Origin of the sequence: Blastococcus sp. DSM 46786 (genome assembly GCF_900109665.1) — a bacterium.
Classification (GTDB): domain Bacteria; phylum Actinomycetota; class Actinomycetes; order Mycobacteriales; family Geodermatophilaceae; genus Blastococcus; species Blastococcus carthaginiensis.
This window is the reverse complement of the sequence record NZ_FOAO01000020.1, coordinates 79109-99704: the sequence shown is the minus strand read 5'-3', so window position 1 is coordinate 99704 and position 20596 is coordinate 79109. Positions and strand designations below refer to the sequence as shown.

General features: G+C 75.4%; 21 protein-coding genes, 1 rRNA gene and 1 pseudogene. 8 read left to right on the top strand and 15 right to left on the bottom strand.

The window, feature by feature from the left end; all coding sequences use genetic code 11:
- The first annotated feature begins 186 nt into the window (after nt 1-186).
- Nucleotides 187-303: ribosomal RNA gene (gene rrf / locus BMW62_RS17595) — 5S ribosomal RNA — on the top strand.
- Between the two features lie 470 nt (nt 304-773).
- On the opposite strand, the gene BMW62_RS17590 is transcribed toward rrf, so the two are convergent.
- The 8 genes from BMW62_RS17590 to BMW62_RS17555 form a co-directional block, all read right to left on the bottom strand.
- On the bottom strand, nt 774-1475 hold the full coding sequence (locus BMW62_RS17590; RefSeq protein ID WP_091933564.1) for a hypothetical protein: 702 nt from the start codon (nt 1473-1475) through the stop codon (nt 774-776).
- Nucleotides 1472-2380: an ABC transporter ATP-binding protein gene (locus BMW62_RS17585; RefSeq protein WP_091933561.1), complete on the bottom strand. Its 909-nt coding sequence runs from the start codon at nt 2378-2380 to the stop codon at nt 1472-1474. Before BMW62_RS17585 ends, BMW62_RS17590 begins: the two co-directional genes overlap by 4 nt.
- Nucleotides 2377-2739 (bottom strand): GntR family transcriptional regulator, encoded by a 363-nt coding sequence (locus tag BMW62_RS17580; RefSeq protein WP_091933558.1) that lies wholly within the window; start codon nt 2737-2739, stop codon nt 2377-2379. Before BMW62_RS17580 ends, BMW62_RS17585 begins: the two co-directional genes overlap by 4 nt.
- 134 nt (nt 2740-2873) lie before the next feature.
- On the bottom strand, nt 2874-4007 hold the full coding sequence (egtE, locus tag BMW62_RS17575; protein ID WP_211435182.1) for an ergothioneine biosynthesis PLP-dependent enzyme EgtE: 1134 nt from the start codon (nt 4005-4007) through the stop codon (nt 2874-2876).
- A 20-nt stretch (nt 4008-4027) separates the two neighbouring features.
- The gene (locus tag BMW62_RS17570) at nt 4028-4792 is read right to left on the bottom strand and encodes an anti-sigma factor (protein WP_091933556.1); all 765 of its coding nucleotides are present in this window, start codon (nt 4790-4792) and stop codon (nt 4028-4030) included.
- On the bottom strand, nt 4773-5375 hold the full coding sequence (locus BMW62_RS17565; protein ID WP_244524124.1) for an RNA polymerase sigma factor: 603 nt from the start codon (nt 5373-5375) through the stop codon (nt 4773-4775). Before BMW62_RS17565 ends, BMW62_RS17570 begins: the two co-directional genes overlap by 20 nt.
- Nucleotides 5376-5419: 44 nt before the next feature.
- Complete coding sequence (locus BMW62_RS17560) at nt 5420-6091, bottom strand: class F sortase (RefSeq protein ID WP_244524123.1); 672 nt, start codon at nt 6089-6091, stop codon at nt 5420-5422.
- Between the two features lie 19 nt (nt 6092-6110).
- The gene (locus BMW62_RS17555) at nt 6111-6932 is read right to left on the bottom strand and encodes a DUF4397 domain-containing protein (RefSeq protein WP_091933550.1); all 822 of its coding nucleotides are present in this window, start codon (nt 6930-6932) and stop codon (nt 6111-6113) included.
- Nucleotides 6933-7060: 128 nt separating this feature from the next.
- Between BMW62_RS17555 and BMW62_RS17550 the strand changes: the two genes are divergently transcribed.
- Entirely contained in the window at nt 7061-7561 is a 501-nt protein-coding gene (locus BMW62_RS17550; protein WP_244524122.1) for a DUF309 domain-containing protein, read from the top strand.
- Nucleotides 7558-8346, top strand: coding sequence for a hypothetical protein (locus tag BMW62_RS17545; protein WP_091933545.1), 789 nt, complete (start codon nt 7558-7560; stop codon nt 8344-8346). Before BMW62_RS17550 ends, BMW62_RS17545 begins: the two co-directional genes overlap by 4 nt.
- A gap of 13 nt (nt 8347-8359) precedes the next feature.
- Here BMW62_RS17545 and BMW62_RS17540 read toward each other — a convergent pair whose 3' ends face one another.
- Nucleotides 8360-9727, bottom strand: a complete 1368-nt coding sequence (locus BMW62_RS17540; RefSeq protein WP_091933542.1) for a cryptochrome/photolyase family protein — start codon at nt 9725-9727, stop codon at nt 8360-8362.
- A 251-nt stretch (nt 9728-9978) separates the two neighbouring features.
- Between BMW62_RS17540 and BMW62_RS17535 the strand changes: the two are divergent.
- Nucleotides 9979-10272, top strand: a pseudogene (locus BMW62_RS17535) (transposase); the annotation flags it as partial.
- 74 nt (nt 10273-10346) lie between these two features.
- Here the strand turns inward: BMW62_RS17535 and BMW62_RS17530 are convergent.
- The 3 genes from BMW62_RS17530 to BMW62_RS17520 form a co-directional block, all read right to left on the bottom strand.
- Complete coding sequence (locus BMW62_RS17530) at nt 10347-10652, bottom strand: type II toxin-antitoxin system PemK/MazF family toxin (protein ID WP_091933539.1); 306 nt, start codon at nt 10650-10652, stop codon at nt 10347-10349.
- Nucleotides 10649-10888 carry a hypothetical protein gene (locus BMW62_RS17525; RefSeq protein WP_091933602.1) on the bottom strand — a complete coding sequence of 80 codons (240 nt, stop codon included), beginning with the start codon at nt 10886-10888 and terminating at the stop codon, nt 10649-10651. Before BMW62_RS17525 ends, BMW62_RS17530 begins: the two co-directional genes overlap by 4 nt.
- A gap of 220 nt (nt 10889-11108) precedes the next feature.
- Nucleotides 11109-11441 carry an STAS domain-containing protein gene (locus BMW62_RS17520; protein WP_091933536.1) on the bottom strand — a complete coding sequence of 111 codons (333 nt, stop codon included), beginning with the start codon at nt 11439-11441 and terminating at the stop codon, nt 11109-11111.
- Nucleotides 11442-11586: 145 nt separating this feature from the next.
- On the opposite strand from BMW62_RS17520, the gene BMW62_RS17515 reads away from it, so the two are divergent.
- Genes BMW62_RS17515 through BMW62_RS17505 form a run of 3 tightly spaced genes read left to right on the top strand, consistent with a single transcriptional unit; the run spans nt 11587 to nt 14817 of the window.
- Complete coding sequence (locus BMW62_RS17515; RefSeq protein WP_091933600.1) at nt 11587-12303, top strand: response regulator transcription factor; 717 nt, start codon at nt 11587-11589, stop codon at nt 12301-12303.
- Between the two features lie 7 nt (nt 12304-12310).
- Nucleotides 12311-13684: a sensor histidine kinase gene (locus BMW62_RS17510; protein ID WP_244524121.1), complete on the top strand. Its 1374-nt coding sequence runs from the start codon at nt 12311-12313 to the stop codon at nt 13682-13684.
- The gene (locus BMW62_RS17505; protein WP_170852449.1) at nt 13681-14817 is read left to right on the top strand and encodes an AMIN-like domain-containing (lipo)protein; all 1137 of its coding nucleotides are present in this window, start codon (nt 13681-13683) and stop codon (nt 14815-14817) included. Before BMW62_RS17510 ends, BMW62_RS17505 begins: the two co-directional genes overlap by 4 nt.
- 194 nt (nt 14818-15011) lie before the next feature.
- On the opposite strand, the gene BMW62_RS17500 is transcribed toward BMW62_RS17505, so the two are convergent.
- A complete protein-coding gene (locus BMW62_RS17500; RefSeq protein WP_244524120.1) occupies nt 15012-15590 on the bottom strand; it encodes an AMIN-like domain-containing (lipo)protein in 579 nt (192 codons plus the stop codon).
- A gap of 239 nt (nt 15591-15829) precedes the next feature.
- Here BMW62_RS17500 and BMW62_RS17495 point away from each other — a divergent pair, with 239 nt between their 5' ends.
- Complete coding sequence (locus BMW62_RS17495) at nt 15830-16684, top strand: Fpg/Nei family DNA glycosylase (protein ID WP_091933525.1); 855 nt, start codon at nt 15830-15832, stop codon at nt 16682-16684.
- Nucleotides 16685-16802: 118 nt separating this feature from the next.
- On the opposite strand, the gene BMW62_RS17490 is transcribed toward BMW62_RS17495, so the two are convergent.
- Complete coding sequence (locus tag BMW62_RS17490) at nt 16803-18011, bottom strand: MBL fold metallo-hydrolase (RefSeq protein WP_211435181.1); 1209 nt, start codon at nt 18009-18011, stop codon at nt 16803-16805.
- Nucleotides 18012-18134: 123 nt separating this feature from the next.
- Nucleotides 18135-20594, bottom strand: coding sequence for an ABC transporter permease (locus BMW62_RS17485; RefSeq protein ID WP_091933521.1), 2460 nt, complete (start codon nt 20592-20594; stop codon nt 18135-18137).
- Nucleotides 20595-20596 lie beyond the last annotated feature (2 nt).

Genomic DNA, 20596 nt, shown 5'->3' with positions numbered 1-20596 from the left:
GGAAGTGGAAGCACCGTAAGGTGTGGAGCTGACCGGTACTAACAGGCCGAGGGCTTGACCACACACACCTCCTCCACGAGGGCCCTGTGTACCAAGTCGTAACGAAGAAGACTGTTTCGCGTCCACTGTGCGGTTCTGAACGCACGAACCAGCCCCCCCAGCGGGGAAGTTCGAAGTTCACAGAGTTACGGCGGCCATGGCGAGAGGGAAACGCCCGGCAACATTCCGAACCCGGAAGCTAAGCCTCTCAGCGCCGATGGTACTGCCCTGGAGACGGGGTGGGAGAGTAGGACGCCGCCGGACAACCATTCACGAAGGGCCCCAGCCACCAGGCTGGGGCTCTTCGTCGTTCCCGGAAAACACACTCCTCATCCTTCACCGCTCCCGGGGCAGCGCTGCTCAACGTTCGTGGAACGGCGGCCGACGCAGTCGATTCGGGCCCCTGAATCGCGACCGGAGTGGCGCCCTCCACTGTGACCGGAGCGGTGTCCTCGCCGCTTCAGAACGCCGCCCGCGCCTCTTCTCGAGCGGCGCCCCGCCGGGCAAGCCCGGCCGCGCGCACGCAAGCACCCCGCACCGGCAGGCACACGCCCCGACCAGCAGCCGAGGAGATGGTGTCCGGGCGGCGCTCAACGCCGGCGCACTCCCCTCGTCGTGGCCGCGCGTCGGCCGCGGCCGCGCCGTACGGGCACCGGCGGCTCTGGCCCAGCCAACGCGTCCCGGGCCCCTGTTCCGTCACGTGGCGGAACAGGGGCCCGGGATCGAGATGCCGATCAGGGAACCACGCGGCGGAGTCCGAGCCAGGAGAGTCCGGCGACCGCGACGGTGAGCAGCAGTGGCAGGCCGGCCGCGAGCGTCGTGACCGACTGTTCCCCCAACCACTGCGCGAGGGAGCCCCAGGCCTCGAGCCCGGTCACCAGGACGGCGAGGCCGCCGACGACGACCAGGGTGCCCAGGATCAGCCCCCAGACCCCCGGTTGGCCCCAGCGCTTGTAGACCACCCCCATGCCGATCCCGATGAACATGAGCGTGAGCATCGGCGCCCCTGATAGCAGCACCTGCAGGGCGAAGCTGTCGACGTTCATCGCTGCCGGCGCCCAGAACTCGAGCCCCGCCCCCCAGCCACCCGTCGCCTCCTCCAGCGCGGTGAGGGTAGCCAGCGCGATGCCGAAGGCGAGCGCCTGTGCGACGGCCACCAGCGCGGTGGCCAGGTAGAAGGTGCGGCGGCTGACGCTGATGCCCATGGCATAAGGGAGCAGCTGGGTGACGGCCTGGACGAAGGCGACGGCGACCGTGATGTAGAGCGAGGAGACGCCCCCGGTGAAGGCGTCGCCGTCCGAGGCCTCGTCCAGGCCGGCGGTCGCCCAGAGCGCCCAGTTGATCGCGAAGGCGACGCCACCGACGAGCCAGGGGACCCCGAAGATGACCAGCGGGTGGATCAGGTGCAGCCGGGCCGCGGCGAGGACGCGGTTCATCGCGGGACCCCCTGGAGTGCATCGGTGGACGAGTGGCGGGGTGCCGGCGGTGCGAGGCTCATCGCGACGACGAGCTCCTGCAGATTCGTGGGTTCGGCCAGGAGCCCAGAGGTGTCCGGGCCGTCCCCCCCGCTGCGGAGCCGGACGACGGCGCGGCCGGTGCCGGCGAGGGTGTCCAGGTGCAACAGGTCGTGCCCGGCGGCGAAGGCCCGGATGCGGTCGACCGGCCCACGGACGGTGACGGCGCTGCCGCGCACCGACTCGGCGTCGGTGTCCAGCAGCAGCCGGCCGCGGTCGATCAGCAGCACCCGTTCGAGCAGGTCGGCGATCTCCTCGATGAGGTGCGTCGAGATGAGGATGGTCCGCGGGTGCTCCGCGTAGTCGGCGAGCAGGCGGTCGTAGAACTGGTGCCGCGCCACGACGTCCAGGCCGGCGTAGGGCTCGTCGAAGAGGGTGAACGGCGCCCGCGACGCCAGGCCGATGATGATGCCGACCGCCGAGTTCATGCCGCGCGACAGCTTCTTGATCGGCCGCCCGGCGGGGAGCTCGAAGTCGGCGAGGAGGGTCTGGGCCAGATCGGCGTCCCACCCCGGGAACAGCAGCGAGGCACCGTGCAGGGCGTCGCGCACCCGGAAGTGGTCGGGGTAGCGCTGGCCCTCCTTGATGAAGCAGGTGCGCCGCAGTACGTCGTCGTTCTCGTACGGTCGGGCGCCGAAGACCTCCACCCGGCCGCTGCTCGGCACGCGGTGGCCGGTGAGCAGCTGCATGAGGGTGGTCTTGCCGGCGCCGTTGCGGCCCAGCAGACCGGTGATGGCGTTCTGCTCGATCGAGGTCGAGACCCCGGCGAGCGCGGTGTGCTCGGAGAACCTCATCGTGACGTCGGAGACGGTGGCCGCTGCGGTCATCGCGGGCTCTCCCAGTTGTCGATCATGTCGGTGACCTCGGTGGCGGGGATGCCGAGCTTCTGCGCCTCGGCCATCAGGGGGCGGAGGTACTGGTCGGCGAACTCGCTCCGCCGGCGCTTGAGCAGCTGTTCGCGGGCGCCCGTGGCGACGAACATCCCGACTCCTCGTCTCTTGTAGAGGACCCCGTCGGCCACCAGCTGGTTGAGGCCTTTGGCGGCGGTGGCGGGGTTGATGCGGTGGAAGGCGGCCAGCTCGTTCGACGAGGGCGCCTGGCTCTCCTCAGCGAGGGAGCCGTCGACGATCGCGTTCTCGATCAGATCGGCGACCTGCCGGAAGATCGGCCCGCCGTCGTCGTTCACGGGCAGGAACCGGCCGGCGCGCCGGCGAGGTTCCGTGGTTCGTTACTCACGTAATGAACCATAGGGCCACGTCGCCGTGGCGCACAAGAGCCCGGTGCCCCCGTCGGAGCACGGGCGGTGCGGGGCCGCCGGCGTCAGAGCGCCGCGGCGAGCGCCTCCAGGTCCTCCGCCGTGGCGTCCAGGTGCGGCGAGACCCGGAGCACCGGCCCGGTCATCTCCCCGGGAGCCCGCTCCGGCCCGAACGCGCTGAGCACGATCCCGTGCTCGGTCAGCAGGCGGGCGCGCGTGGCGACGACGTCGACGCCGTCCGGTGGGCGCAGCGTGGTGGTCGCGGTCGGTTCGTCGAGCGGCTCCACGACCCGCCAGCCGGCGACGCCGTCCAGAAGTTCCCGGGTGAGCCGGCCCAACCCGGCCAGCCGGGCGCGGACGCGGTCGGGGCCGGCGGCCAGGTGCTCACCGACGGCGACCACGAGACCGACCCGGCCGGCCACGTGGGCCTCCCCCGACTCGAACGCCCGCATCGGCGGCACGCCCTCCGGTTCGGGGAGCACCGGCGCCAGGTGCGCGGCGACGTGCGGGCGGGCGATCAGCACCCCCACGCCGCGCGGCCCGGCCAGCCACTTGCGCGAGGTGCCGTAGACGACGTCGGCGCCGAGGTCGACGTCCACGTGTCCGAGTGACTGCGCGGCGTCGAGCACCAGCGGGACGCCGGCGGCGCGGCACAGCGCCGCGACCTCGCGCCCCGGCTGCACCAGCCCCCGGTGGCTGGCGACGTGCGTCAGGTGCACCACCCGCGGCGGGTCGGTGGCCAGCAGTCGGTCCACGCCGTCGAGGTCGGCCCGCCCCAGCCCGTCGACCGGCAGCGGCTCCGGCCGCAGGCCCGCGGCGCGCAACTGCGCCACGTTCGGTGCGAACTCCCCGGGCAGGCAGGCCACCCGCGAGCCGGCCGGCAGCCGCCAGCCGCTCAGCAGGGCGACCAGGGCGGCCTGCGCCGACTCCACGAAGGCGACGTCGGCGGCCGCCATGCCGGCCAGCCCGCCGAGGACCGACCGGCCCTGCTGCAGCAGGTCGTCGGCGGTCGCCTCGGCGACGTACCCGCCCAGCTCGGCCTCGTGCCGCGCGTGGTGCGAGGTCGCCTCCAGCACACGGTGGCTCTGCCGGCTGCACGCAGCGCTGTCCAGGTGCCGGCCTGCCGGCCGTGGCCGGGCCTTGCGCCAGGCCGCGCCCAGCTCCTCCTGCGGCAGCGGGGACGGTCGTGCGGCGGTCACCCGTGCACGGTAGGCGTCGCTCAGCTCTCCAGCTGGCCCCGGGCCACGGAGACCCCTGAGTGCGCCGGGTCGCCGTCCAGCGGCTCGACCGAGACGTCGACGATCGGGTACGCCGCCAGGTCGAGCCCGGTCGGCAGCTCCAAGGTCTGGGTCCCCGGGCGCAGGACGCCGAGCGGCACCATCTCCACGATCCCCGGCTCGATCAGCCAGACCTCGTAGTAGGCGTCCTCGACCGCGGGTGCGTCCAGGTCGACCTCCAGGGCGCGGGAGCCGTCCGGGCGGACGACGACCTCCGCCCGACCCGAGGCCGGCTCGCCGTCGAGCGGCTCGAGGGCCACGGTCGTGAGCGGCTCGAGGGACTCGTCGCCCTGCACCAGCGCCACGGCGCCGGCACCCACGACGGCGCCGGTGACCGCGGCGGCGGCGATCAGCAGGACCGGCCGGCGGCTGCGGCGGAGGGGGAGCACCTGGCCGCCGGCGTCCACCGGCGCAGTCGCGCCCACGGGCGCTGAGGGCGCCTCGGCGGCCGGGGCGGCGTGCGCGTGGGCCCCCGGCGCCGCCTGCACCCCGGTGGCCGCCGCGATGCCCGCCCACACCGAGGCGGGCGGCGCTACGGGCGGCCCGGGCTCGGCGAACTCGGGGACGGCGACGGCGCCGACGGCGCGCTGGAGGCCCGCGACCTCCGCCCGGCACTCGGCGCAGGAGCCGAGGTGGGCGGCGTCGTCGGCCGGGAGCGGCTCGTGCAGCGCGGCGAGGGCGAGCTGCTCAGGCTGGCAGTGCGGCACCGTCCACCTCCAATCGTGTCCTCAGGCGTTCGAGAGTGCGGCGGATGTGGGATTTCACCGTGCCCAGCGGGATCCCGGTGCGCTCGGAGATCTGGGCGTGGGTGAGGTCGGCGAAGAAGGCGAGCTCGATGATCCCGCGCTGCGGCTGGCCGAGACGTTCCAGCTCCTCGAGCACGAGCATCCGGTCGGTCACGACGCTGTCCACGGGGGGCGTCGTCCCGCCGGCCGGTGTGGCCTGCGCCTCGGAGACGGCGGCCTCGGCCTCGCGGCGCATCCGGTCGCGACGGGCCCAGGCATCGGCGATCTTGTGGCGGCAGACGCCGACCAGCCAGGCGGGCAGCGGGCCTTGCTCGGGGCGGTAGCGGGCGCGGCCGGTCCAGGCGGAGATGAAGGTCTGCTGGGTGACGTCCTCGGCGTCGGGACCGGGACCGAAGGCGCGCACCGCCATGCCATGCAGCTGCCCCGCCCACCGCTCGTAGGCCAGGGCGAGCGCCTGCTCGTCACCGGCGGCGAACCGGCGGCCCACCTCGGCGTCGTCCGGCTCCGCGGCGCCGGACGGCGCCGGAACGGGCTCGGAGTTCACGGTGCCGACGCTACCCAGCCGCGCGGCCCGGTCCAGCAACCCGGTCACGGCGTGGTGCCGGGGACCGGCTCGGCCACCACGACGACGTTGTCGCGGTAGCTGCGGAACTCGGGGAGGAACGGGCCGCCGCAGGTGAGCACGACCAGCCGGGGCGGGCCGTCGCGGCGGAAGATCTCCTCCAGCGGGAGGACGTCCTTCTCGATCACCTCGCGGGACACGATCCGCCAGCGGGTGGTCTCCCCGGCGGCGTCGGTGACGGCGATCTCCTCGCCCGGTTCGGCCGTCCGCAGGGGGAAGAGCGCGCCGGGACCCTGCTCGCGGTCGTCCACGTGGCCGGCGATCACTGAGTTCCCGGCCGCGCCGGGCTGCGGGCCGAAGCGGTACCAGCCCACGCGGTCGACGTCCTCGGGCAGGGCCATCTGGCCGTCGTCGGCGATGCCGACCGGGTCGACGGGCGCCGTCACGCCGAGGCCGGGCATCTCGATGCGCACGGGCAGGGCGACCGCCGGGTCCACGGTCGGTGCCGCGTCCCGGACGCTCACCGACGGCAGCTCGGACGCCGGTGGTGCGGTGGTGAGCGCGGCGGGGCGCTCCAGCACCTGGTCGACCGGCGGACCCGCCGCCGCATCGGGCCGGGACAGGACCCAGGCGGTCGGCGCACCGACGGCGAGGGCCAGGCCCAGCACGGCGCCGGCAGCGGCGGGTCGCACGGTCATCTCCTCGGGGTGCGGCGGATCAGCGCGAGGAGCGGGCCAGCCGGAACGCGCCGGCGGCGGCCAGGGCGACACCCGCGACGGCAGCGGCACCCACCGGCAGCGGCAGACCCGAGTCGTCGGCCAGGCCGGCGTTCCCACCCGGGACGCCGGACGGCGCCGAGTGCTGGCCGGAGATGTCCTGGACGGCGAGCTCGTAGCCGGCGTCCTCCGAACCCCACGCGTAGACGATCGTCGTGGTGCCCTCGGTCAGCGTCAGGTCGGCCGGGCCGATGGCGACGGTGTCGGTGCCCGCGAGCACGACGTCGGCGCTCACCGTGCCGGCCGGGACGGTGAGCGACTCCCCGTTCGGGTTGGTCAGCCCGTCGACGACCACCTGGCCACCCGCCCGCACGTCGACGGCGGGCGCGGCCGCCACGTGCCGCACGGTGACGCGTGCCTGGCCGGCGGGGATGTCGCCGGTCTCGTTGACGAACGGGGTGAGCGCGGGCTCGCCGCCCTCGGTCAGGTGGGCGACCACGGTGGCGTTGGCGCCGGCGGGGACGGAGACGTCCATCGCCGACAGCAGCGGGTCGCCCGAGCCGTCCGGCGCGTCGGCCGGGAACAGCGCCAGGTCGTAGGAGCCGGCGGGCAGCTGCAGCGGGTCGGTGAGCGTACCCGGCTGGAAGTCGTCGATCAGCCGCTCGCCGTTGGCGTAGACGTCGACGGGGAGGTCCGGCACGGCGTGCAGGACCGAGACGGTGGCGGTGTGGTTGTCGGCCAGGGCCGGGGTGGCGACCAGGACGAGGCCACCGGCCACGCCGAGGGCTCCGGCGGTGCGGCCGATCGTGCGGGCGGTGCTCATGGCGAGTTCCTCTCGTCGGGACGTGCTGACACCCCTTGCTTCCGGGCGACCGGCGGCCGTGGATGCAGACGGGAGGGAACGGTCCGCCCGACGGGCACGCGGCGGCCGGGGCGGGAGAGGATGCCGCTGTGGCAGACCGCGACCGCGACGCCGAGGGGCGCGCCCGCAACGCCCGCCCGCGGGATGCCCTCGGGCGGCCGCTGCCGCGGGGCGCCGTCGGTGAGGACCGCGCGCCCGAGGGCCTCGTGCGGCCGCCGGCGGTGGCGCTCGCCGAGGCCCAGCGGCTCCTGGACGCCGGCCGGCCGTTCCACGCCCACGAGGTGCTGGAGGACGCCTGGAAGACCGCGCCCGAGGAGGAGCGGGCGCTGTGGCGGGGGCTGGCCCAGCTCGCCGTCGGTCTGACCCACGCCGCCCGGGGCAACGACCGGGGCGCGCGGACGCTGCTGGAGCGGGCCGCGGGGAGCATCGCCGGCTACGCGGCGGCACCGCCCCACGGGGTCGACGTCGACGGCCTGGTGGCGTGGGCGAGGGGCCTGGCCGCGGCCCCGGGCGCGGGCGCCGACCCGGCCGCCGCCGCCCCCCGGTTGACCGGTTCGGCGGTGCGCACCCCGGGCACACCGGGAGGATGACGACGGACGGAGCACGGCACGACGGGATCCGGGCCGCGGCGGTCCTCGCCGCCGCCCTCGCCCAGATCGTCGGCAGCCCGCTGGGCAGCGCCCTCGCCGGGCGCAGCGTCGGCGCGGTCAGCGACGAGACCGGCTCGCTGATCACGCCGGCCGGTTACGCCTTCACGATCTGGGGCGTGATCTTCGCCGGATCGCTGGCGTGGGCGGTGTACCAGGCGCTGCCGGCGCAGCGCGGTCGCGCGCTGCACCGCCGCACCGGGTGGCCGCTGGCCGCGGCGTTCGCCGGCAACGCGGCGTGGGAGATCGCCTTCCCGCTGATCGGCGTCTCCGTGCCGCTGGTCCCGCTCGTGCTGCTGTTCTGCATCGTGGCGGCCACCGCGGTCGCCTGGGCGCGGCTGCAGGAACTCCCGGTCGAGGGGCTGGGCCGGCTGCTGCCGGCCGCGGTCGCGGGCCTGCTGCTGGGCTGGGTGACCGTCGCCGCGGCGGTCAACGCCGGCCAGGCGGGGGTCGCGCTCGGGGCACCGGCGTCCGGCACCACCGCGCAGGTCTGGGCGGTCGTCGCGCTGATCGTGGTCGCGCTGATCGCGTCGGCCCTGGTGCTGTCCGCCCGCGCCGCCGCCGGGCCGTTCACCGCCGCGGTGGTGTGGGGCGTGCTGGCCGTGGCCGTGGCCGGCGGCCCGGCCCCGGTCGTCGTCACCGCGCTCGCCGCCGCCGGGGCCGTCGCGGTCGCGCTCGTCGTCCGCACCGTCGTCCGGCGCGACCCGGTGACCCTGCTCGTCGGGTGACCCGGCCGGGAGGTCAGCGACCGCGGACGCGGGCGTAGCGGTCCAGCGCCACCTGTCGCTCGTGCGCGTGGTCGACGACCGGCTCCGGGTAGCCCGCGGGGACGCCGCCGGGCGCCGTCCAGGGCTCGTGGACGTAGCGGGGGTCGACGTCGCGCAGCTCCGGCACCCACCGCTTCACGTAGGCGCCGTCGGGATCGAACTTCTTGCCCTGGGTGACCGGGTTGAAGACGCGGTAGTAGGGCGAGGCGTCGGTGCCGGTGCCCGCCACCCACTGCCAGCCGTGGTTGTTGCTGGCCAGGTCGCCGTCGACGAGGTGCCGCATGAACCACCGCGCGCCCAGCGTCCACTCCTGGTGCAGGTCCTTGACCAGGAAGGAGGCGACGATCATCCGCACCCGGTTGTGCACGTACGCCTCGCCCAGCAGCTGGCGCATGCCGGCGTCGACGATCGGGAACCCGGTGCGGCCGGTCTCCCAGGCGCACACCAGCGCTTGAGCGTGCGGGCCGTCGTCGTAGCCCATCGCCCGCAGCTCGGGCTTGAGGTACTCCCGGGCCGACCCCGGCCGGTGCCAGAGGACGTCGGCGTAGAAGTCCCGCCAGGCCAGCTCGTCGGTGTAACGGCGCACGGACTCCGCCTGCCCGGCCGCCGCGAGGTCGGCCAGCAGCGTGCGGGGGTGGATGCAGCCGTACTTCAGGTAGGCCGACATTCGGCTGGTCCCGTCGCTGCCCGGGGCGTTGCGCCCGTCGGCGTAGCCGAGCAGCCGCTCGTCGCGGAACCGTTCCCAGGCGGCCAGCGCGGCGGTCTCCCCGGCCGGGGGCAGGGCGACGCCGTCGAGGTCCGGTGCCGAGGGCTGCTCGTCGGACCGGACGCCGCTGCGCCAGCGGACGCCACCGGGGGACGACGCCGGTGCACGCCAGCCGTGCTCCCGCCAGGCCCGGGCGAAGGGGGAGAAGACCTGGAACGGCGTCCCGTCGCGCGTGGTGACCCGGCCGGGCGTCACCGCGTACGGCGAGCCGGTGCGCGCGAACGGCACCTCGCCCAGCGCCCGTTCGACCGCCTCGTCGCGGCGGCGGCCGTACGGCCCGGCGTCGGCGCTGACGTGCACCGACGTGGCGCCCACCTCGCCGGCCAGCGCCGGCAGCACCCGCGCGGGGTCGCCGCGGCGCAGGACCAGCGCGCCGCCGAGGTCGTCGTCCAGGGCGGCCAGGCAGTCGAGCAGGAAGCGGCGGCGGGGTCCGCCGGAGGGACCCCACAGCCGGTCGTCGAACACGAAGACCGGGACGACGTCGCCGTCCGGGCCCGCCGCGTCGCACGCGGCCAGCAGGGCGGGGTGGTCGCGCAGGCGCAGGTCGCGGCGGAACCAGAGCAGCGCGGTGGGCACCCGGCCGAGCGTAGGAGGGGCTGGGTTGGTCTGCTCGTCGCCTGCCGGGCGCTCCGAGACCGGACATCCCGGGCGCCACGTGCAGGATTTGGTAGGGCAACGGCGCGGCAGGCGCGGGCACCGTCCCCAACTTCGACGTCGTCCGGACCTCGACGTCGTTCGGGCGCCTCGTCTGAGCTTGCCGTTTAACCTCCGTGGCCGGCGGAGCCACATCAGCGTGATTCGAGGGCTGGCATGAAGGCGGCCACCGCATGATCCTTCGGAGTAGCGAGCTTCGAAGATCGGCGGTGGCCGCGATGGACAGTCTTCCCCTGTCCGACGGGATTGACCAGAGCTTCGTGGGGCCGGCGGGGCTGGACCGGCTGCGAGAGTTCCGCGGTCAGCTGTATGGATGCCTGGGTCGGCGGGCCGATGAGCTGTTCGAGCTGGCCGACGCGCTGCTGTGCGCTGAGGGTCCGGTGCGGTCGCTGGTCGGGCTGTGCCTGGCCCCGGAGCACCGCCGCGGCCACGGAGCGCTTTACGACGCGCTCAACTGCGGCACCGTCGACGCCGACAAGAGATCGTCATCTGACGATCGGAGGTCCTTGGGGTGGCACGGGCACGTGAGCCATCCGGTGCGCTACAGATCGAGCACCAAGGAAAGTGCTTCGTCGACCCGCTGCATCTCATCGAGGGTGAGGAAGCCTGCAGGTTCGGCGAGCCTGTTCACGTCGACGGTGGCGATCTGGTCACACATCACCAGGGTGCGCTGCCGGTTGATCTCGACCGGGGGCCGGAAACTGGTCTCTCGGGCGCTGGTGCTGGTGAAGGCGACGACCCAGGTGCTGAGGGTGAGCCAGTCCGGCTGCAGCACCACGGCGTATCTGGGCCCCCGCTGCTCGTGGCCCGTGCCCCGGGCGGGCAGTCGGTAGACCTCACCCCTCATCGCGTCTGTTGCAGCGCGGCGATGTCTTCCTGGATCGCCTCGATCTCGCGACGGTCTTCGGGATCGTCCTTGATCGCGCGTGCCTCGGCGGCGGCGAGAGCGCGGCGTTCGTCGCGCTTCATGGCCGCCAGCGCGGCCCGGATGACCTGGTCAGCGCTCTCGCGCCGCGCCGCCCCGAGTTCCAGGAGCAGGTCTCGGGTGCTGGTGTGGACTTTGACGGTGGTCGTGTCACCCATGCATTCCAGTCTACCGCTGGTAGACAGGCGGAGCTTGTCGGAGTCCACCGATTCTCGGTGCGCCACGCCGGTCTACCGCGCCCTGGAACGCACGCGATCAGCGATGGCCTGACGTCCCAGCTGCACGTCGTCCTGCAGGCAGCGCCCTGCGGGACGACTCCGTGGGGTCGCCGAGCGCCTGCGCTCGTCGACGCATGGAATCCGCCCAGCGGTTGCAGGTTCAGGCGGAGCGGCCCAGGTCCTCCATCCCGAGCACCCGCCACAGCCCGGTGCGGCGGAGCAGGTCGAGCGTCCGCCGGTTGGCCCCGCGGACGACGACGCTGCCGCCGCGGGCCCGGCACGTCCGGTGCGCGGAGAGGAGGCTGGCCGCGGCCGGGCTGGACAGGTGCTCCACCTCGCGCACGTCGACCACCACCCGGCGGGCGCCGGTGAGCAGCGCGTCGTGCAGCAGCCACCGGATGTCGGCGACCCCGTCGGCGAGCATCTCCTCCGTCAGCCGCAGGACGACCTCGCCCGAGCCGTCGGTACCGGGGTCGCGGTCGGCAGGGCGCACGGTGGTCTCCTCCGCGGTCGGGGTCCGCTCGGTCTGCCAGCAGCCTCGCGACCGCAGTTTGCGATCTCCCGTGTCACTGCATTGCGATCGGATGACGGTGACCGGCGGGGGCTGGGCCGCGGTCTCCCGGTGGCAGCATGTGCGCGTGTCGCTGCGGATCATGATCGTGGAGGACGACGACTCCATCCGGACGGCGCTGCGCTGGGCGCTGGAGGACGAGGGGTACGACGTCGCGGAGGCCGCCTCCGGCGAGGACGCCGTCCGCATGGTGGGCATCGCCGCGCCGGACATGATGATCGTCGACCTGATGCTCGGGTCGGTGGACGGCTTCACCGTGATCCGCGAGGTGCGGCGGGCCCACGACCTGCCCGTCGTCGTGGTGAGCGCCCGCGCGGACACGCAGGACATCGTCGAGGCTCTGGAGGCGGGCGCGGACGACTACGTGACCAAGCCCTTCCAGATCAAGGAGATCACCGCGCGGCTACGCGCCCTGCGACGCCGGACCGCCGTGGTGCCGGCGGGCGCCCCGGCCGCGGCCACCCGGCCGGGCGTCGTGCTCGACCACGACCCCCGGGCGCCGCTGGTACTGAGGGAGGCCAGCGGCACCGTCTACCGGGGGGACCAGCTGGTGCCGCTCACGCTCACCGAGTACCGGGTGCTGTGCGAGCTGGCCGCCGCGCCGGGCCGGGTCTTCAGCCGCCAGGCGCTGCTCGAGCGGGTGTGGGAGCACGGGTTCTTCGGGGACGAGCGGATCGTCGACGTGCACGTGCGGCGGCTGCGGACCAAGGTCGAGCGCGACCCGGGCAACCCGCGCCTGGTCGTCACCGTGCGCGGGCTGGGCTACCGGCTGGACCTGCAGTGAGCCGCTGGTGAGGCGGGCCCCGGGGCGACGGGGGCTGCGGGGGCGCATCGTGCTGGGGTTCGCGGCCAGCACGCTGCTGGTCTCGGCGGTGCTGGTGACGACGACGTGGCTGCTGGCCCGCAGCTTCGTCGTGGAGCAGCGCGAGCAGGCGCTCACCCAGCAGGCGTTCGCCGATGCCGAGGTGCTGCGCACCCGGCTGTCCGCCGCCGGGGCCGACGTCGGGGGCGTGCTGGGCGAGCTGGTCCCGTTCGGCGACGCGGAGGTCGTCGTCCGCAGCGGGGACGAGTGGTACTCCTCCAGCCTGGAGGTCGGCGGGCGCGACGTGCCGGCCGGCCTCCAGGAGGTGGTGGCCGGGGGTGCGGCGGGGTCGCTGCGGATCGACACCGCCGACGGGCCGCGGCTGGTCGTCGCCGTCCCCGTAGTGAGCGCCGGCGTCGAGTTCTACGAGGTGGCGCCGCTCGACGACCTGGAGGCGCTGCTGCGCACGCTGGGGCTCGTGCTCGGCGCCGGGGCGGTCGCGGCGACGCTGGCCGGCGCCGGGTTCGGGGCGTGGGCCAGCCGGCGCGCCGTGCTCCCGCTGGAGCAGGTCGCCGGCGCCGCGACCCGCATCGCCGGGGGTGAGCTCTCCACCCGCCTCCCGCCGACCGACGACCCCGACCTGGTGGGCATCGTGGCGGCCTTCAACAGCATGGTCGACGCCCTCGCCGCCCGGATCTCGCGGGACGCCCGGTTCGTCGGCGACGTCAGCCACGAGCTCCGCAGCCCGCTGACCAGCCTCACCACGAGCGTCGAGGTGCTGGCCACGCGGCGCCAGGAGCTCCCCCCGCGGGCGCAGCAGGCCCTGGACCTGGTGGAGGGCGAGGTGTCCCGCCTGCGGGTGACCCTGGACGACCTGCTGGAGCTCGCCTGGTTCGACGGCGCGGGCCACGCCCCCGACGCCGTCCCGGTGTCCATGACGGCGCTGGTGCGGGAGGTGCTCGAGCGGACCGGCCGCCCGCTCGGCCTGCTGGCGGCCGGCCCCGAGCCGGAGACCACCGTGCTCGGGGACAAGTCGCGGCTGGAGCGGGCCGTGCGCAACCTGCTGGACAACGCCGACCGCTACGCCGGAGGGGCCGAGCGCGTGGGGGTCGAGCGCTGCGACGGCTCGGTGGTCGTGACCGTGGACGACGCCGGCCCCGGCGTGGCCTCGCTGGACCGGGAACGCATCTTCGAGCGCTTCGCCCGGGCCCCCGGTTCGGCGCGCCGCTCGGTGCCCGGGGCGGGGCTGGGGCTGGCCATCGTGGCCGAGACGACCGCGCAGCACGGGGGCGCGGCGTGGTGCGCCCCGAGCCCGCAGGGCGGAGCGCGTTTCGTCCTCTCGCTGCCGGCGGCGCGGACGTGAACCGGCTCCGGCGCGCGGGCGCGCTGGGCGCCGTGCTCGCGGTGACGGCGGCGTGCGGGGTGCCCACCGGGGACGGCCCCTCGACGATCGCGCCCGCCGACGTCCCCTACGGGCTGGCCGCGCCGACCTCCCCGCCGACGGCCGCGCCGTCCGCCGTCCCCGCCGACGAGGCGGGCTGGGCCTACCTCGTCGGCGCGGACGGGGCGCTCGTCCCCCGCGCCCGGGACAGCGGCACCGGGTCCCCCGAGGAGCGGCTGGCGGAGCTGCTCACCGCGCTGGCCGCCGGCCCGACCGAGGAGGAGCGGGTCCAGGGGCTGTCCACGGCCCTCCCGTCCGGGGTTGCGCTGACGGCCGCCATCGACGGCGCCACGGCGACGATCGACCTCTCCGGGGTGGCGCCGCTGTCGTCCAACCGCCGTGCCGTGGCGCAGCTCGTGCTCACCGCGGCGAGCCTGCCGGGGGTCGAGGCGGTCCTGCTCACCAGCGACGGCGAGCCGGTGGAGGCGCCGCTGCCCTCCGGGGCCCTCACGGACGCGCCCTTGCTGCCGGCCGATTACGCCGTCTTCCTCAGCCCGCCCCCGGAGTCGCCGCCGGCCGCCTCACCGGTGCCCACCACCACCGTCCCGCCGCCCGGCACGACGTCGGGGTCCGGCACGACCGCGCCGCGGCCGGTGCCCACGGTGCCGCCCCCCTTCGTCGCCGACACCCGGCCCGACACGGCCGCGGCCTCACCCGGAGCCGCGGTGACGGTGACCGACGTCCGCGTCGGCCGCCAGGAGGGTTTCGACCGGGTGGTGTTCGAGGTGGGCGGCGCGGGGCTGCCGGGGTGGGACGCCCGCTACGTGCCCGACGCCCGGTCGGCGGGGAGCGGTCTCGCGGTGGACGTCGCCGGGGACGCCGTCCTCCGGCTGGTGCTCACCGGGGTGGGGCTGCCGGGGGACACCGGGGTCGCCCCGTACGAGGGGCCCGACCCGGTGCCCGTGGGCGGTGCCGCCGTGCAGGAGGTCGTGCTGGACACGATCTTCGAGGGGCAGATGGTGTCGTTCCTCGGCACCGCGGGCGAGCGCCCGTTCCGCGTCTACCGGCTGCAGAGCCCGAACCGGGTCGTGGTCGAGGTGCTCCACCAGGGGTGAGCCTCGTGGCGGCACCTGGTCCGAGGGTGCGCGGCCGCCCCGGTCCTCGGGTCCTCGTGCAGTCGGTCTCTGCCCACCCCCACGGGGCAGAGACCCACGACGCCGGGATCACCCCCGCGGTGGCGCGGTCCGTGGAACAGGGGCCTGCGCACCGGTTGGCCCCGGCGCGCAGGCCCCCGCGGGGGTGGGACCGGTCACCAGCGGTGGGCGACGTCGATCACCAGGCGGACCGCGTCGTCACCAGGGGCGCCGATCAGGGTGAAGGTGCGGAACGGCAGCCGGGCCCGCGTGCCGACGCCCAGGGTGGTGCGGCCCTCGTAGGAGCCGGCCCACGCGACCTGCTCGAGGGTGCGGAAGCCGTCGACGTCCACGACCTCGCTGCGGCTGGGCGGCAGGTAGGTGGCCCGCCCGTACCCGTCGTAGGCGGGGGAGTGGACGACGACCTGCAGCGCCGCGCCACCCGCCAGCGGGACGACGTCGCCCGTGCCCTCCTGGTGCACCGCGTCGACGTACCGCACCGAGTAGCCGGTCGCCGCCGCGGGACCGTGCAGGTCGACGACCAGGCGGTCGAAGCAGGCGTGCCGGCCGGCGCGGACGTCGGTGACGGTCAGGCCGGCGGTGGTCGCCGAGCTGCCTTCCGGCAGCGAGCCCCACACCAGCCCGCAGTACGGCGCGGTGGCCGAGCCCGCGGCCGACGCCGGGCTGATCAGGCCGACCAGCAGCGCGATCACGCCGGCGAGGACCGCCAGGGAACCGAGTCGGATCCTTCTCACGATGGTCTCCATCCGTCGGGGCCCGCACCCCTGCGGAGCGGGCCTCCGAACGGAGGTCTACTCGCCCGCGAGGGCCCCGGAGGCCGCCGCAACAGGGTCTCCACCAGGTCGTCGCGGGCGTCATGCGGTCGTCGCACCACCGCAAGACCGCCGTCGTCACACCGCCGGGTGCGGGGCCTGGCGGCGGGGTCCACCGATCGGGGGCCGCGCCGTGGCCGCATCCGGTGGATCATGATCGGGTGCCCGAGTTGCCCGAGGTGGAGGCGCTGGCGGCGTTCCTGCGCGAGAACGCCGTCGGCCACGTGCTGGCGCGCGCCGACCTCGCCGCCGTCCAGGCGATCAAGACCTTCGACCCGCCCCTGTCGGCGCTCGCCGGCCTGGAGATCACCGGGGCCGCTCGGCACGGCAAGTTCCTCGACCTCGACGTCTCCGGGCTGCACCTCGTCGTCCACCTCGCGCGGGCGGGCTGGCTGCACTGGCGGGAGAACCTGCCCTCGGCTCCGCCCAAGCCGGGCAAGGGCCCGCTGGCCCTGCGCGTGCACCTCGACGACGGCAACGGGTTCGACCTCACGGAGCAGGGCACCCGCAAGGGGTTGGCCGTCTACGTCGTCCGGTCGCCCGCGGAGGTGCCCGGCGTCGCGCGGCTCGGCCCGGACGCGCTGGAGGTCGACCGCGAGACCTTCACCCGGCTGATGGCCGGCCGGTCGGGGCAGCTCAAGGGGGCGTTGACCGACCAGACGCTGGTCGCCGGCATCGGCAACGCCTACTCCGACGAGATCCTGCACGCCGCCCGGCTCTCGCCGTTCAAGATGGCCGACAAGCTGACCGACGACGACCTGGTCCGTCTCTTCGACGCGGTGCGCGCGACCCTCACCGGTGCGCTGGGCCGCCAGGTGGGCCAGCGGGCCGCCACGATGAAGGGCGAGAAGCGCTCGGGGCTGCAGGTGCACGCGCGCACCGGGCTGCCGTGCCCCGTCTGCGCCGACACGGTGCGCGAGGTCAGCTTCGCGGACACCTCGTTGCAGTACTGCCCCACCTGCCAGACCGGGGGCAAGCCGCTGGCCGACCGGCGGATGTCGAAGCTGCTGCGCTGACCGGCTGCGGTGCCGGCGATGATCAGCCGACCTGATCATCGAGCGTCCTCCCTCGTGGTGGGCGGTGGGGGAGGACGCCGCGCGGTGAGGGAGGACGGTCGTCGCCGCCCGAGGAAGCTCAGCCCGGGAGCAACGAGACCAGGCGGGTGAGCGCGCGGACGAGGACGCTGCTGCCGACGCCGGCGTCGTCCGGGTGCGCGGCGGCATCGGCCGAGCCCACCGCGGTCCACCAGTCGCGCGACGGCGGCGGGGAGAGGACGTCCACCCGCTCGCCCGGCTGCGGGACGACGACGTCGACACCGCGGGCGCCCGCCGCGGCCAGCAACCGCTGCACCGGCTCGGCCCAGCGGTGGAACGCCAGGTTGAAGGTGGCCCAGTGCACCGGCAGCAGCACGCGCCCGCCCAGGTCGCCGTGCGCGCGGACCGCCTCCTCCGGGTCCATGTGGATGGCGTGCCAGGCGTCGTTGTACGCGCCGATCGGCAACAGGGTGAGGTCGAAGGGGCCCAGCCGGGCGCCGATGCCGGCGAACGCCGGGGTGTAGCCGGTGTCGCCGCCGAAGAACACCCGGTGCCGGGGGCCGGCGATCACCCAGGACGCCCAGAGGGTGGTGTCGCGGTGGAAGTACCGGCCGGAGAAGTGGCGCGCCTCGGTGCAGGTGAGCGCCAGGTCGCCGATGCGGTGCTCGCCGTCCCAGTCGAGCTCGACGATCCGCTCCTCGGGCACGCCCCACTTGCGCAGGTGCTCGCCGATGCCGAGGGGAACCACCCAGGGTGCGCGCTGGGTGCGCAGCAGGGTCCGCACCGTGGGCAGGTCGAGGTGGTCGTAGTGGTCGTGCGAGATGAGCACCGCGTCGACCGGCGGCAGCTCCTCCAGCGCCATCGGGGGCTCGTGCAGCCGCGTGGGACCGATGATCGGCGACGGCGAGACGCGGTGCCCCCACACCGGGTCCAGCAGCACCCGCCGTCCGTCGATCTCCAGCAGCGCGCTGGCGTGGCCGAACCAGGTGACGGCGAGCTCGGCGGCGTCGTCCGGGAGGTCGGCGTGGGCCAGCGGGATGGGTGCGCCCGGCAGGCCGACGTACCGCTCCTCGTGCCACTGCCGGAGCAGCCCGTCGCGGGTGTTGGCGGGGGAGAGCGCGGGGGTGGGCATCCGGTTGTGGAACTTGCCCTCGGAGAACTGCGGCGAGCCCGCGACCACGGGACGCAGCCGGCGGCGGTGCGCCCCCAGCGCGGTCGGCAGGCCCCAGGCGGCGGTGGCCACCCAGCCCACGGGGCCGGCGAGCAGGGCGGCGGTGAGGGCGGTGCGGCGAGCGATGCGGGACGGCACGGTTCGAGCATCCCAGCCGGAGATGGACGGTGGCTGTGAGGACAGCGACGTCTGTCCGACCTCACCGTGGAGCGTCCTCCCTCACCGTGGGCGCTGAGGGAGGACGCTGCACGATCGAGCCGGTCAGCCGGCGATGGCGGCCACCGGCGGGGTCCGCGCCGCCCGCCGGGCCGGCAGCACCGACGCGAGCAGCCCGGCCGCCGTCGCGACCAGCACGATCGCGGCCACCTGCAGCCACGGCATGCTCAGCACCAGCTCGCCGTAGGAGCCGAGCACCGACGCGACGCCGATCAGCCCGTAGACGCTGCCCAGCAGCACGCCGAGCACCGCGGCCACGCCCGCCACCAGGGCGGACTCCCAGGCGAGCAGCCCGCGCAGCTGGCCCCGGGTCAGGCCCAGCGCCCGCAGCAGGCCGTTCTCCTGCCGCCGTTCGACCACCGACAGGGCCAGCGTGTTGCCCACCCCGATCAGGGCGATCACCACCGCTACGCCCAGCAGGCCGGTGACGACGAGCAGCAGCACGTCGAGCACCGAGTCGATCGCGGCACGCTCGCTGGCCAGCCCGGTGACGAAGGCGAACGGCATCGCGGCGCCCGCCACGTCGGTGACCTCGTCGATCACGTCCGTGTGGTCGGCGTCGTCGGCCAGCCGCAGCCAGACGGTGTCGACAGCGGCCTCGGGCGCGAGCCGGGCCAGCTCGGCGGCGGGGAACGTGGGCCGGTCGACGTCGCCGTACAGAGCGGTGAACGTCGCCGTCCGGTCGCCGGCGGTGAAGGTCACCGGATCGCCTGCCGGCACCTCCCAGCTCGACTCGGTCCACCACGGCAGCACGACCTCGCCGGCCGCGGGGATCGGCACGTCGGCGGTGGAGCGCATCACCGGCGCCGCGGTCGCGGCGTCCAGCCCGGCGACGATCGTCTCCTCGCCGTCCGGCCCGGTCGCCGTCGCCGCGGTGAGGGAGGACGCGGCCACCACGCCGTCGACCGCGGCCAGCCGGCCCGGCAGCGACGCGGGCATCGCGCCGTCGCCCTGGACGATCACGTCGGTGGGGTACTGCGCGGCCAGGCCGGCCTGGGCGGTGGCCCGCGTCGACGCCGCGCCGACGACCATGGCGGTGGTCAGGGTGACGCCGATGAGCAGCGCGGTCGCCGTCGCCGCCGTCCGCCGGGGGTTGCGGGTGGCGTTGCCGGAGGCGAGCCGCCCGGGCACGCCACCCAGGCGGGCGGTCAGCCGGCCGACGGCGCCCACCACCGGGGGCACCGCCCGCTGGGCCAGCAGGACGACGCCGAGGAAGCTCAGCGCCCCGCCCGGCAGCGCGATCAGGACGTCGGCCAGCGCGACGCCGACCCCCATGAGCAGCACGCCGGGGACGAGCAGCAGCAGGCCCAGCACCAGGCGCAGCAGGCCGCTCCGCGACCTCAGCGGCGCGGGGTCGGCCGGCCGGAGCGCGGCCAGGGGCGCGACCTTCGTGGCGCCGCGGGCGGGGGCGAGCGCGGCGAGCAGGGTGGTGGCCGTGCCGACGGCCAGCCCGGCGGCGACGGCGACCAGCGGCACGGAGAGGCCGGAGAGCGGGACCGGGGAGTCGGCGGCCTCGGCGATTGCCGACACCCCGGCGGCCAGGCCGATGCCGGCGAGGACGCCGACGACCGACGCGGCCAGGCCGGTCAGCGCTGCCTCGCCCAGCACGCTGCGGCGCACCTGGCGGGCGGTCGCGCCCACGCAGCGCAGCAGCGCCAGCTCGCGGGTCCGCTGGGCCAGCAGGACGGCGAACGTGTTGGCGATGACGAGGCCCGCCACCAGCACCGCCACCGTGGCGAAGACCAGCAGCACCGCGGTGAGCGCCATCGTGTCGCCGGTCAGCCGGGTGGCGGCCTCCTCGGCCTGCCCGGTGCCGGTGCGCACCACGACCTGCCGGTCGGCCAGGGCGGCGCCGACCTGCTGCACCACGTCCCCGGCCGGCACGCCGTCGGCCCCGGCCACCCGGAGCTCGACCGGGTCCACGGCGCCCCAGGTGCGCAGCTGGTCGGCGGTGCCCCAGATGCGGCCGTAGATGCCCGCCGTCGGGTCCCCGCCCAGGTCCACGACGCCGGTGACCGTGACGGACGCGTCCCGCTCGGCGCCGTCGGGCGCGAAGAAGGTGAGGTCGACCGTGTCGCCGACGGCGGCGCCGGTGCGCTCGCTCACCGCGATCTCGCCGGGCGCGTCGGGCAGCGCGCCGTCCGCCATCGACTGCCAGCGGAGGGCCGGCGCGTCGGCGACCGACTCGGCGAGCAGGTACTGCAGGCCCGTGCGGCCGGGCAGCAGGGCCTGCACGCCGGTCTCCCAGGTGGCGTCGACCGCGGCGACGCCGTCCAGCGCCGCGATGCGCTCCAGCTCGTCGTCGAGGCCGGAGCCGTCGTCGGAGGTGACCACCGCGTCGGAGCCGACGTACGGGGCGCCCACGGCTTCGAGGACCGTGGTGCGCGAGGTCTCGTTGAGCACCAGCGTGGCGACCACGAAGCCCACGGCGATGACGATCGCCAGGGTGGAGGCGATCAGCCGGGGCAGGTGCGCCCGGATGCTCGCCAGGGTGACTGCGCGCACGA

Excerpts from the sequence above, each read along its gene's own strand:
- BMW62_RS17590 (WP_091933564.1), bottom strand. The coding sequence starts at position 1,475 with ATGAACCGCGTCCTCGCCGCGGCCCGGCTGCACCTGATCCACCCGCTG.
- BMW62_RS17585 (WP_091933561.1), bottom strand. The coding sequence starts at position 2,380 with ATGACCGCAGCGGCCACCGTCTCCGACGTCACGATGAGGTTCTCCGAG.
- BMW62_RS17560 (WP_244524123.1), bottom strand. The coding sequence starts at position 6,091 with ATGACCGTGCGACCCGCCGCTGCCGGCGCCGTGCTGGGCCTGGCCCTC.
- BMW62_RS17555 (WP_091933550.1), bottom strand. The coding sequence starts at position 6,932 with ATGAGCACCGCCCGCACGATCGGCCGCACCGCCGGAGCCCTCGGCGTG.
- BMW62_RS17545 (WP_091933545.1), top strand. The coding sequence starts at position 7,558 with ATGACGACGGACGGAGCACGGCACGACGGGATCCGGGCCGCGGCGGTC.
- BMW62_RS17530 (WP_091933539.1), bottom strand. The coding sequence starts at position 10,652 with ATGAGGGGTGAGGTCTACCGACTGCCCGCCCGGGGCACGGGCCACGAG.
- BMW62_RS17525 (WP_091933602.1), bottom strand. The coding sequence starts at position 10,888 with ATGGGTGACACGACCACCGTCAAAGTCCACACCAGCACCCGAGACCTG.